Origin of the sequence: Riemerella anatipestifer, assembly GCF_035666175.1 — a bacterium.
Taxonomy (GTDB): Bacteria; Bacteroidota; Bacteroidia; order Flavobacteriales; family Weeksellaceae; genus Riemerella; species Riemerella anatipestifer_D.
This window is the reverse complement of record NZ_CP142016.1, coordinates 2003917-2016150: the sequence shown is the minus strand read 5'-3', so window position 1 is coordinate 2016150 and position 12234 is coordinate 2003917. Positions and strand designations below refer to the sequence as shown.

At 33.6% G+C, this 12234-nt stretch carries 15 protein-coding genes; 7 read left to right on the top strand and 8 right to left on the bottom strand.

Annotation, left to right across the window (positions count from 1 at the left end):
• Positions 1–3: 3 nt before the first annotated feature.
• Genes VIX88_RS10110 through recJ form a run of 3 tightly spaced genes read right to left on the bottom strand, consistent with a single transcriptional unit; the run spans position 4 to position 2671 of the window.
• Positions 4–345: a DUF3817 domain-containing protein gene (locus VIX88_RS10110; RefSeq protein WP_064971179.1), complete on the bottom strand. Its 342-nt coding sequence runs from the start codon at positions 343–345 to the stop codon at positions 4–6.
• A gap of 22 nt (positions 346–367) precedes the next feature.
• On the bottom strand, positions 368–952 hold the full coding sequence (gene nadD, locus VIX88_RS10105; RefSeq protein WP_064971180.1) for a nicotinate (nicotinamide) nucleotide adenylyltransferase: 585 nt from the start codon (positions 950–952) through the stop codon (positions 368–370).
• A gap of 9 nt (positions 953–961) precedes the next feature.
• Positions 962–2671 (bottom strand): single-stranded-DNA-specific exonuclease RecJ, encoded by a 1710-nt coding sequence (recJ, locus tag VIX88_RS10100; RefSeq protein ID WP_064971181.1) that lies wholly within the window; start codon positions 2669–2671, stop codon positions 962–964.
• 638 nt (positions 2672–3309) lie between these two features.
• Between recJ and VIX88_RS10095 the strand changes: the two genes are divergently transcribed.
• The 6 genes from VIX88_RS10095 (at position 3310) to VIX88_RS10070 (ending at position 8730) form a co-directional block, all read left to right on the top strand.
• Positions 3310–3693: an HU family DNA-binding protein gene (locus VIX88_RS10095; RefSeq protein WP_064971328.1), complete on the top strand. Its 384-nt coding sequence runs from the start codon at positions 3310–3312 to the stop codon at positions 3691–3693.
• 169 nt (positions 3694–3862) lie between these two features.
• Positions 3863–5779: a hypothetical protein gene (locus VIX88_RS10090; RefSeq protein ID WP_154212803.1), complete on the top strand. Its 1917-nt coding sequence runs from the start codon at positions 3863–3865 to the stop codon at positions 5777–5779.
• A 102-nt stretch (positions 5780–5881) separates the two neighbouring features.
• On the top strand, positions 5882–6760 hold the full coding sequence (locus tag VIX88_RS10085; protein ID WP_127919813.1) for an IS982-like element ISRa1 family transposase: 879 nt from the start codon (positions 5882–5884) through the stop codon (positions 6758–6760).
• 150 nt (positions 6761–6910) lie between these two features.
• Complete coding sequence (locus tag VIX88_RS10080; protein WP_038693567.1) at positions 6911–7324, top strand: hypothetical protein; 414 nt, start codon at positions 6911–6913, stop codon at positions 7322–7324.
• Complete coding sequence (locus VIX88_RS10075) at positions 7321–7521, top strand: hypothetical protein (RefSeq protein WP_038693569.1); 201 nt, start codon at positions 7321–7323, stop codon at positions 7519–7521. Before VIX88_RS10080 ends, VIX88_RS10075 begins: the two co-directional genes overlap by 4 nt.
• Positions 7522–7665: 144 nt before the next feature.
• A complete protein-coding gene (locus VIX88_RS10070) occupies positions 7666–8730 on the top strand; it encodes a DUF4407 domain-containing protein (protein ID WP_038693571.1) in 1065 nt (354 codons plus the stop codon).
• Positions 8731–8771: 41 nt separating this feature from the next.
• Here the strand turns inward: VIX88_RS10070 and VIX88_RS10065 are convergent, their stop codons facing one another.
• The gene (locus VIX88_RS10065; RefSeq protein ID WP_038693573.1) at positions 8772–9125 is read right to left on the bottom strand and encodes a hypothetical protein; all 354 of its coding nucleotides are present in this window, start codon (positions 9123–9125) and stop codon (positions 8772–8774) included.
• On the bottom strand, positions 9113–9583 hold the full coding sequence (locus VIX88_RS10060) for a GLPGLI family protein (protein WP_250206820.1): 471 nt from the start codon (positions 9581–9583) through the stop codon (positions 9113–9115). Before VIX88_RS10060 ends, VIX88_RS10065 begins: the two co-directional genes overlap by 13 nt.
• Before the next feature lie 74 nt (positions 9584–9657).
• On the opposite strand from VIX88_RS10060, the gene VIX88_RS10055 reads away from it, so the two are divergent.
• Positions 9658–10536, top strand: coding sequence for an IS982-like element ISRa1 family transposase (locus VIX88_RS10055; protein ID WP_127919813.1), 879 nt, complete (start codon positions 9658–9660; stop codon positions 10534–10536).
• On the opposite strand, the gene VIX88_RS10050 is transcribed toward VIX88_RS10055, so the two are convergent.
• The 3 genes from VIX88_RS10050 to VIX88_RS10040 form a co-directional block, all read right to left on the bottom strand.
• Positions 10516–10914, bottom strand: coding sequence for a hypothetical protein (locus VIX88_RS10050; RefSeq protein WP_237190293.1), 399 nt, complete (start codon positions 10912–10914; stop codon positions 10516–10518). The genes VIX88_RS10055 and VIX88_RS10050 overlap by 21 nt on opposite strands.
• Before the next feature lie 58 nt (positions 10915–10972).
• Positions 10973–11473, bottom strand: coding sequence for a hypothetical protein (locus VIX88_RS10045; protein ID WP_004916393.1), 501 nt, complete (start codon positions 11471–11473; stop codon positions 10973–10975).
• A 168-nt stretch (positions 11474–11641) separates the two neighbouring features.
• Positions 11642–12214: a Crp/Fnr family transcriptional regulator gene (locus VIX88_RS10040; RefSeq protein WP_013447063.1), complete on the bottom strand. Its 573-nt coding sequence runs from the start codon at positions 12212–12214 to the stop codon at positions 11642–11644.
• Positions 12215–12234: the final 20 nt, after the last annotated feature.

Below are 12234 nucleotides of genomic sequence, written 5' to 3'. Positions count from 1 at the left end.
TAATTACTCTCTATCCATTTTTGCGAGTTTTTTTTCCACCCATATTGTTGCAAACGGAAAGAATGCCGCCAATAGAGCAAATACGAAATCCTCATCGTCCCACTTAAAAATTCTCCTTGCAGGAAGACAGAGCAACAAGTATAAAGTGAAAAATAAACCGTGTATATTACCTGCAATAATGATGAATATCGTAGGAAGAAGACCTTCGGTATCGTAGCGTTTCCAAATCATAGCGATGCCGTAGAGTAAGAAGCAAGAAATGGCTTCTGCAACGCAGATTTGTTTAAACCATTTTATGAGTTTATCTTCAGGGTATTTATTGAAAAATTTATCAATTATATTCATAATTCTGTGTGAGCTGTAAAGTTTATTTATAAAAATGGCTTCCGTCTAAATACTCAAATACTTCAATAGGAAGCATAGGACGGGTATTTTTACCATTCTTAATCATATTTCTAATTTCCGTAGAAGAAAGCTCTATAATAGGAGCATTGATTTGGTGAATGTTAGGGTGATTTTTGTAAGGATATTCTTCTTCCGTGTGTTCAAAAATTCTAGGGTAAACTATAATTTGGTGTTGTTCTACCAACCTATCGGCATTTTTCCATTTGTGTAGAGACGCTAGGTTGTCTTCACCCATGATAAGACCGAAACTATGGTCAGGATATTTCTCATGAAGATAGGTTAAGGTATCTATGGTATAGCTAGGCTGTGGGAGCGAAAACTCTATATTAGAGGCTCTCATTTTAGGGTAGTTTTTAATGGCAAGCTCTACCATTTCCAAGCGGTTGTGGTCTGCTAGTAAAGATTTTTTTTCCTTAAACGGATTTTGAGGGCTTACCACGAACCAAAGCTCGTCCATATCGGAGTGTTCCAAAATGTAGTTAGCCAAGATAAGATGCCCAATATGTATGGGGTTAAATGAACCGAAAAATAGGCTTACTTTCTTCATTGGTTGATATTAAGAGAATTTAACGCCTTTGATGTTGAGGTAATAAGTTACATTGCCTTTCCAGTGGTTTTCTTCTACGGTAAAGGCTAAATCAAAGGTTTTATTACGGAACTCTTCGGCGAAATGACCTAGTTTAAATCCTACACATTCTATATTCCGCTTGTTGTTAGGGTTTTGAATGTAAAACTTAATGTGGCTGTTATCCTTACCCATTTGTTTTACATGACCACTGATATTAAGATTTTTCAGGACTAAAATAGGTTTCATATTATGAGGACCAAACGGAGCTAGTTTTCTGTGGAAGTTATAGAAATCCTTATTTAAGTCGTCTATATCTACCACGGTATCAATAGTAATGCTAGGCTCTTTTTGATGTTCTTTGATATTCTTTGCAACTGTTTTTTCAAACTTTTCTTTAAAGAGTTCAAATTTTTCTTTTTCCATAGAAAGCCCAGCAGCAGCAGGGTGTCCTCCGAATTTTAGAAATAAATCCGAACACTCTTCCAAAGCCGCATGAACATCAAAATCTGATACCGACCTTGCCGAAGCCACAATCTCCCCATTATTACCATCGGTAAATACAACGGTAGGTTTATAGTAGGTTTCGGTAAGCCTCGAGGCTACGATTCCTATAACGCCTTTGTTCCAATCGGAGCCATAAACTACGGTGGTAGCGTTTTGAATTTGTTGGGTGTCTATTACTTGCTGGAGTGCAGCGGTGGTAGAACTCATATCCATTTCCCTCCTGTGGTCGTTGAGGTTTAGTATGTTTTCTACAATCTGTGTGGCGTGCTTTAAGTTGTCTGATACCATGAGTTCCACGGCAGCTTTACCGTGTGAAATTCTTCCCGCGGCATTTATTTTTGGAGCAATTTCAAAGACGATATTAGAAATGTCAAAAGTCGCTAGTTTTTCTTTTGGGATTAAAAGCCTTATACCTAAATTTCTAGTTTTTCTCAGGGTTTTAAGTCCTAACTTTGCGAGTACACGGTTTTCGCCCGTCATAGATACAATATCCGCTGCGATAGAAATGGCTAATAAGTCCGTAAGTTCATACAGCTCCTCATCAGGTATTTTATAAATATTGTTGAGTCCTTGGCATAGTTTAAACCCTACACCACAACCCGAAAGTTCCTTGAAAGGATAACGGCAATCGGTTCTTTTGGGGTCTAGCACCGCCACTGCTTTAGGAATGTTTTCCCCTGGTAAGTGGTGGTCGCATATAATAAAGTCTATTCCTAACTCTTTAGCGTAGTCTATCTTATCAATAGCTTTTATGCCACAATCTAAAGCAATAATTAGCGAAAAGCCGTTTTCTTTAGCGAAATCTATCCCTTCTTTGGAAATACCATAGCCTTCTGTATTTCGGTCAGGAATGTAGAAATCTAGATATTTCTTCTCTACAATTTTACTAAGGTATAGGTACATTAGTGCTACGGCAGTGGTGCCATCTACATCATAATCTCCGTAGACTAATATCTTTTCTCCGTTCTCTATAGCGGTAGCAATGCGTTCTACGGCGTTTTGCATATCTGCCATTAAGAAAGGGTTGTGTATATCTTCAAGATTAGGTTTAAAGAATTCTCTTGCTTTCTGATAATTATCTATCTCGCGGAGGACGAGTATTTTAGACTCTAGTGTGCCATAGCCTATAGATGAAATAAGGGCATCTACTACTTCCTCGCTAGGTTCTGGTTTGTAAATCCATTTTTGATTCATAGACCACAAAAGTAACGAAAAAAGGATAAATATAAAATTAGGATGATGGCAGTCTTGCTAATAAAACTTTCTAAAAGTTTGTGTATTATAGGAAAACTTCCTAAGTTTGCTTCATATTTATGCTGCACCATATCAATTACATACAAGAAAATGCAAAAAAACTACACAAAAATTTGGCAGTTCCAAATAATTGTGTACACACACACACACACACACACACACACACACACACACAACAAGTAGTTTCGTGAGTATGTGTCCGATTATTTAGAAAATTACTTAGACTTTTATCGTTAAAACAAAATATTATTCCGCTAACTTTTGTTGGGGGCTTTTCGTGTTTATACTATTCTAATTTTAGCTTTCATCAATATCTACTAAAAGCACCATTGTTTTGTCTAATAACATGGTCGTTCTTGTTGGGTGCTTTTAGTGTTCAGAAAGGGAGTTTTTGCTTTCTTTCTGCTTTAGCCTTTCCTCTCGTTTTGTGTGTGTTTAGAGAGGGAAGCCGTTTTTTAAGGTTAGAGGTTAGATATGAGAGATTAGAACTTAGTATAGCCTCATCAGCCCTTAAGACCAACCTCCAACCTCTAATAGCCACCAAACATTAACAACTAACATCTAAAAACTAAATCTTTATGCCAATTAAGTACAAAGTGATTCAGAAAGGGCAACCAGGAGTTGCCGGTGGAGGCGAGAAAAAATATTATGCCTCTGCCAATGTAGTCAGCGAAAAAACTTTAGCAGGTCTGACTAAAGACATCGAGAAAATTTCAACAGTAAGCGGAGCGGACATCAGAGCGGTGCTTTATGCTTTGGTAGATGTAATGCAGTCTTCTCTAGCAGACGGACAAATTATCCGTTTAGGAGAACTCGGTAGTATGAGGGTGAGCATCAGTAGCGAGGGTAAAGCTAAGGAAGAGGAAGTAACCTCAGCAGCTATTAAAAATGCCAAGGTAGTCTTCACCCCAGGTTCTGACCTGAAAAAAATGCTGGCAACGCTAAGCTACGAAAAGCTCTAGCAGAGGGTAATAAAACCGCACGCGTGAAAAAAAAATCCGCAGGCGTGCGGTTGGGCAACCACAGGCGTGCAAATTTAAACGACACACCTGCGGTTTTAAGCCCAAAGGAAATCAAGTAAAAAACGGTTATAAGAAAAATAAATTATTAACAATTTTAAAATTAAATTTTATGAAAACAACAGCTACAAAATTAAGTTTACTCGCCTTTTTAGGTTTAGGCTTGGTGGCTTATGGGCAAAGTGGTAAAGTAGGAGTTAATACCTCCTCTCCCAGAGCTACTTTAGATGTTCAGCCTAGTGCTACCAACAGTCAAGATAACTCCAAGACTAACGAGGGTATTTTAGCTCCGAAATTAAGTAAAACTCGTGTGGCAAGTATCGAAGCTCCTGTAGAAGGGACTCTAGTGTATGTAATAGACGATGCTAATAAAACCAATGGTACTATAAATGCCTATACAGGAGCTGACCCTAAGGTCGCTAAAATTACAGAGAAAGGCTACTATTACTACAACGGTACGGAGTGGGTAAAGAGTACCGCAGGAAGCCTAGACCAAGAGTGGGTATATGAGCCAACAGATAATAGAGTGGTGCTTAAGAGAAGTTATCAAGATGATTTTAATAGACTTACTTACTATACTAAAAATGGATATAAATCTTTGGCGAAAAACCTAAATACTATTGAAGGTTATGATTTTAATTCTAACTCTACAATGTCAGTAAATGTTGATGGTATTGTGACATCAAACTTAGAGTTACTTAAGTCTAGTGATTTAAGTTCTAAAATTGATAATAATAGACATTATTCTTTCTCATCATTTTCTCGTCATTTAGAAGTTGATGGTTTACAAGGGAACGATGGAGCAAATTCTAATATATTTTTAAGTAGTAACACAGTTTCTATTCCTTCTACCTACCAGCTAGGTGTAAGGCTTGTTAGAACAGGCAACTTTAATGCACAGAAATTAAATTCTGGTAATACAACAGAACTTAGTGCTTTGGTAGGAAGGTCAGTAGATGCAGGAGGAGGAATAACAAATGCCATAATAGGAAATACTGGTACAGCTTTAATACAAAAACCTTCAGGTTCTGTCAATTTCCTTTATGGGACTTACTCAAGAGTGGATATACTATCAGGAAATGCTTCTAATATTACTAATGCATTTGGAGTGAGATCTAATTTGAAAATATTAGGATCAGGAAATATTACTAATCTGTATGGATATAGCCCTACTTTTGAATCGAACTCTTCATTTACGGGAACTATTACCAATTACTATGACTTTTATGGAGCTGATGTCCCTAACAGTATAAATATTACGAATAGATATGGTGTTTTTATACCAGGAAGCAATAAAGTGAATTATTTTGCTGGCTCGGTAGGCATAGGGACTGCAGAAAAACCAGTTGCTCTATTGGATGTGGTAGCTGGAGGCAGGGGAACTTACATAGGTATAGGTTCGGGTGTATCCCCTTATGGTATGTATTTAGGGCATAATGCATATAAATCAAGCTATAATACAAACTTTACTTCTGTAGCAAGTGAATTAGAAACACGAAAAGGCTCTTCAGTATTTTTTACTGATGCTAATAATGGGACTGTTGTTTTTGCCAATTTTGTAAAGGCTTCTGGTAATGTGGCTGAAGACTTCAATATGTACAATGAGAGTTTTATAACAGCATTAGCTAATAAAAATGTAGGTATTGGTACAAATTCCCCTACAGAAAAACTAGAGGTAGCAGGCAATGTAAAAGCCACGGGTTTTATAGGTGCTAATGCCGCTATCTTCCCAGACTATGTATTCCAAAAGTATTATACAGGTACTTCTAGTCTCAAGGCAGACTATAGCTTTAAAACCCTTAGTCAAGTAGAAGACTTTGTAAAAACTAATGGGCATTTGCCAGGGTATCAATCTGCAGAAGCTATCAAAAAGCAAGGTTATATAGACCTTATGGCAACTCAGCTTACCAATGTAGAGAAGATAGAGGAGCTTTACTTACACCTTTTAGAAAAAGATAAAGAGGTAAAAGCACTCAAAGCAGAAATTACAGAGCTTAAATCTTTAGTAAAAGACCTATTGGCTAAATAAGTTTTAACTCTAGAAACCCGTTGTGCATTATGAAATGAAAAAAACAAGAGTTGTTTATTAGACTGAAAATAAGTATATTGTTTTTGCTATAAAACGATATAAATGAACAACTTAGAGCAAATATATGAAAGAATTTTGGAAGTTTTAGGACTTTTTTCAGAAAATCAACTGATTAGTTATCAGAGAAGAACACCTAAAATGAGCGATTTAGAAGTCATAAGTCTTAATATTACTGCTGAATACTTGAGTATTGATAGCGAATTACAGTTATTTAGAAAATTGCCAAACTCTCTGATAAACAAAATTGAAAGAAGTGTTTACAATAAGCGAAAACGAAGACTATCCCTACAAACAGAGCAAATTAGACAGCGTATTTCGATGGAGTTCAATGAGTTTGAAGATATTTTTATCGTTGATAGCATGCCAATGAAAGTTTGTGAAAACGCTCGTTCTACTCGTTCAAAAATTTGTAAAGAGCAATCCTATTCTTCACCAACATATGGTTATTGTGCTTCACAGAAATTATATTTCTATGGCTATAAACTACACGCAGTATGTTCTTTAAATGGTGTGATTAAGAATTTTGATATAAGCCCTGCATCCGTTCACGACATCCACTATTTAAAAGATAGTGGTGAGCAAATGCGAAACTGTACTTTAATTGGAGATAGAGGCTATTTATCAGCAAAAGTTCAAATAGATTTATTTAACTATGCTAATATTAAATTAGATACACCAATGAGAAGTAATCAGAAAGATTATATTCCTCAATTTTCATTGTACAAGAAAAAGCGAAAACGAATTGAGACATTTTTCTCTCAACTTTGCGACCAATTTATGATTAAAAGAAACTATGCTAAAACTTTTGAAGGCTTTAAAACAAGGATAATCAGTAAAATAACCGCCGCAACGGTTATTCAATATATCAATAAATTTATCTTCCAAAGAAAATTAAATCATCTAAAAATCAGTATTATTTAAAATGCACAACGAGTTTGCTTTAGTATTTACCTTTGTTATAGCTTCTCAAATTTCATTCAGTAAAAAAGAGAAAAAAACAAAACCGCAGAAGATAAGTTCAGTATATTAGACCTAGAAGACCTTAATCTAGTAGAAAAGTACCGTTCTCTAGTGAGTGCCGTAATTTCCGAAATCGCTCAAAGCTATGATGACACCATTAATGGACTTAGACAAGCCGATATGGCAAAACTGGAAAAAGCACATAAAACAGTCCTAGATTTAGAAGAGCACGGCAACAAATTAAGATCCAAGAGTATAAAATACATCAAAGGGCTTTCCTCTGGAGACCGTGATACTTCCGAAGTCTTACTCCTTAGTAGTGATTTTGTTCAAGACCTTACGCAATCTGCCAAATCACTAAGCAACGAATGTCTTTTTTATGTTAAAAACCTACACCAACTTACTGATATTAAGTTTATAAAAGAACTTGACATTCTAGAAACAAAAATGAATCAGTTTTTCAATCATATCTTAGTCTCGCTAGAACAACCCGAAAACGAAAGTTTAGACGAAATAAAAAAATGAGAAATGCCGTAAGAGCCCATATCAACGAAAAACTGGAGGGGCAGATAGGCATCATTAGCAAAACCAAGCCTAGCACTAAGCAAGGTATTCTCCAAACCAGCGTTTATTTACAAAGTAGAGACATACAGGCAGTTCTTATGCGTATTTCCAAAATGTTTTTAAAATTATATGATAAAAAAGGGGTTACAGTACCATAAACATTAAAAATCAAATATTTTTCACAGAAAACCTCAACAGTATATGCTTCTGAGGTTTTCTTTTTTTACTATCACTTTATTTCAAACATAATTGTAACATAGCACAGATTTTGAATGCTTATTACAAAAGTTTAGTAACAAAAAATGAAAACAAAACTTCAGAAGCCACTATCTACAAATCATAAAATAAATGGGTTGCAATATTTTCTTCTCGTTTGTAGTGGCGCTAACATTCATATCTTGAAAAAAACACCTAGCGAATGGAATAAATTTTCTGGAATAGGAGGCATCGTCTTTTTTACAGCAGTTTTTGCCACATTATCGGCGGGGTATGCTATCTATACTATTTTTGACAACTTCTACATTTCCCTCATATTTGCTTTAATTTGGGGATTGATGATATTCAACCTTGACCGATACATTGTATCTTCTATAAAAAAGACAAGTTCTTGGTGGCAACAAATACTAATGGCGGTTCCAAGATTGATATTAGCAACTTTTTTAGGCATCATCATCTCTAAACCTTTGGAATTAAAGATATTTGAAAAAGAAATTAATAAACAGCTCAACACCATTATTCAAAGGAATAAGAAAGAGCTTCAACAAGAAATGCAAAGCAGAATTTTAACCCAAAGTTCGCCTTTTGAAACCGAGAAAAAACAAATTCAAGAAAAAATATTAACCTATCAGAAAGCCTACGATTCAGCATCTGTGGAGCTAGAAAAAGAGGTACTTGGGAAATCTTCCGCCCTTACCAGTGGAAAAGAAGGCTTTGGACCCAATGCTAAAAGAAAATCGGAACTTAAAGAACAACGCCGATTAGACTTAGAAAATTATCAAAAACAAGTCGCTCCTCGCCTAGAATATTTGGATAAAGAAATATCAAAAGTCTATTCTAATGTAGAGAATGAACGCCTTAAAACCGAAGATTCAGAAAACAGATTTAATGGTTTTGCCGCGAGACTTCAAGCATTAGATGAACTAGGAGAAAACTCTCCCATCATTGCTGTTGCGGCAATGTTTATTATGGGATTATTTATTTGTCTAGAAATTTCCCCTGTTTTAGTGAAACTTATCTCGGGAGTTGGACCTTATGACTTCTTACTAGAGAAAAACGAAACCGAATTTAAAGTCTATGCCCAAGAAAAAATAGAGAAAAACAAAATAGCTTCAGAAAAAAGGTTAGATGAGTTTAAAAGAGGGTTATAATAGCCAAAAATGGGGAGAGTGTTTCCCAACACCCCCATATACTAAAAAGCTCCTACTCTGAGTTTATTCTGTGAAAAACGACTATAATTTCTTAAAAAACCGAATTTAGTATTTCTAGTTATCTCTTCTATTGAAGCCTTTCCGCTAAAACCATCATTACTATCAACATCTATTTCCAAACCTTTGATGGTTCCATTAGAATTATATTTAACATTTGAAAAATTAAAAGTAATATTTTTACTTTTTAATTTCTCTTTTGCAAAATCTAATGAATCCTTTGTCCAATTCAAATTAATATACACCTCCACTTTCTTATCAGAAAATTTCATTTGTGCTTTCATAGCTCCCGATATTACTAAAGACACTGTTAATCCTAAAAATTTTATCTTATCCATAATTCATCTTTTTCTATTGAGTTGTTGTGATTATTCATAAAGTCCCAAACAAATTTATTGTACGCTTTATACTTTTCCGCATTATTTACCTCTTTTCCACCAATATAAGTTTTATACTTAAATGAGTTTGAGCTATCTCTTTGTTGCATTTTGTAACTTGGATTTTTGGCAAATTTTTCGAGCAACTCCTTATATTTCTCTCTATTTTTAATCAAGATAGCTTCAGGAAAATCTATTTCTTCCTCATTCCTTTCTATCCCATTAAGAGTTATGCTATAATCACCATCTTTGCTCCTTAATTCTAAAATTAGACCTGGAAGATTTTTAAATTTAAACGGACCTTCTGCAATAGGAATATCCGTTGTAAACCAAGCAATATACTCCCTTCCTCTATAACTTCCCTCCGCTTTAAAAGCCTTTAAGGAATCTATTTGCCTTATATTATACCCGTTGTGCATTATGAAATGAAAAAAACAAGAGTTGTTTATTAGACTGAAAATCAGTATATTGTTTTTGCTATAAAACGATATAAATGAACAACTTAGAGCAAATATATGAAAGAATTTTGGAAGTTTTAGGACTTTTTTCAGAAAATCAACTGATTAGTTATCAGAGAAGAACACCTAAAATGAGCGATTTAGAAGTCATAAGTCTTAATATTACTGCTGAATACTTGAGTATTGATAGCGAATTACAGTTATTTAGAAAATTGCCAAACTCTCTGATAAACAAAATTGAAAGAAGTGTTTACAATAAGCGAAAACGAAGACTATCCCTACAAACAGAGCAAATTAGACAGCGTATTTCGATGGAGTTCAATGAGTTTGAAGATATTTTTATCGTTGATAGCATGCCAATGAAAGTTTGTGAAAACGCTCGTTCTACTCGTTCAAAAATTTGTAAAGAGCAATCCTATTCTTCACCAACATATGGTTATTGTGCTTCACAGAAATTATATTTCTATGGCTATAAACTACACGCAGTATGTTCTTTAAATGGTGTGATTAAGAATTTTGATATAAGCCCTGCATCCGTTCACGACATCCACTATTTAAAAGATAGTGGTGAGCAAATGCGAAACTGTACTTTAATTGGAGATAGAGGCTATTTATCAGCAAAAGTTCAAATAGATTTATTTAACTATGCTAATATTAAATTAGATACACCAATGAGAAGTAATCAGAAAGATTATATTCCTCAATTTTCATTGTACAAGAAAAAGCGAAAACGAATTGAGACATTTTTCTCTCAACTTTGCGACCAATTTATGATTAAAAGAAACTATGCTAAAACTTTTGAAGGCTTTAAAACAAGGATAATCAGTAAAATAACCGCCGCAACGGTTATTCAATATATCAATAAATTTATCTTCCAAAGAAAATTAAATCATCTAAAAATCAGTATTATTTAAAATGCACAACGAGTTTATATTATCTTTTATATCCCATTTTGGAAATTCTTTTTCCTCATACTTCATAAAATCATTATCAATAGGTCTTAAATGAAAAATTTTAGAATCTTCTTTTATAATAAAATAATTATTACTCACTTTATTAGGATTAATTCCTTGCCTCATAGCCTCCCCCCGATGATTAATTAAATAATCGTATTTAATACTAAAATACAAGGATTGATGATCACGAATTTTTAAAACAAAAATATCTTCTTCTATATAAGATAAATTATTTTTATTTGGTCTATAAACCATCTTATAAGTGACATCTAAGTTTTGAGGAAAAATACTAAAATTCCAAAAAACAAGAAAAAAAAGCAATGATTTAATTCTCATTTTTGATAAAATTTAAAAGACTATATCAATGAAATGATACAGTCTTTTCATTTACTAACTAAATTCTTTCCTTTGCTCCTACTTTTATGAAATACAGGTTAATTTCTTTTTTCTGATTTCCATCTAAGTTATTTAAAGCATTAACGAATTTATTTCTGTATTCATTAAATTTGTCGTTATCTTCATTTTTATAATAAGACAACATTAGTGCTAAGTTATTATAAACATTATCTGCTAGTTCATTATTCATACTCTTTAACAAAGAGGCAAAAAAGCTTATACGTTTGTATTGTCCTTCATTAATTGAAATATCTTTAATATTAACATTTCTAGGTTGTTGTTCTTTAGGGTTTGAAGGGGCACAATCACAACTAAAAAATCCACAAGCACAAGAACAGGTTCCTGCCCCTGCACAAGAATTAAACCAACACTTAGCACTACAATCAAATCCTTTATCCATATCTTTAGAATATTTTGGAAACTGCACCAATCCTCTATCATTAGCGAAAGAGAATAAAAATATTAGAATGAATGTAGATATAAAAAATTTTGTTCTCATAATAAAAAATGTATTATCCTACTACTTTGCAATATGCTTCACTTTTAAAAAGTGGGACGTTTTCGGATTATCACCCCTAACAATAATTCCGTAGCTACTAAAATCATTAATGACACAAATTTGAAAAAATAAACTCAATTAATCAATGAACAAATGTTAATAAATCAATTACTTGATTAACTTTTTTTTCACTCTACATAGATGCTGCGGGGTTATATGTAAAAAAGAAGCTAATAGCTTATTAGAAATTTTTTGTCGCAGTTTCGGAAAATAAAGTTCCATATCACTTACTTGTTCCTGCAGAGTAAGATTATTTATAAAATGGAATTTTTTCAAATGATAATCTTGAAATTTTTCTAAAATATGTGCGTAAATATTCTTAAAATTAGTAGAAGTCTCCAAAAGTTTCATAAAATCAGAGAATGAAATAGAAACTCCAGAAACATCATTTACGGCCTCAATATATTCCACACTTGGAATGCAATTACGGAAACTAACCCAATTGGTACAGAAATCATTTTCAAAATAAAATCTTCTTGTTATTTCCAGATCTGTTTCACCAGTATAATATGCTCTCATTATACCCTCGTCAATAAAATATATCTTATCAACTATAGCTCCAACAGACGAGATGCAAGAACCTTTAGTGTAAGTATAAGCTTCAACACACTGCTCTAACAAAGCTATTTCTTCATTAGAAATATTATAATTATCTTCTAAATATTTGACAAGTTTATCCACTAATTATCCTTTACAACAAA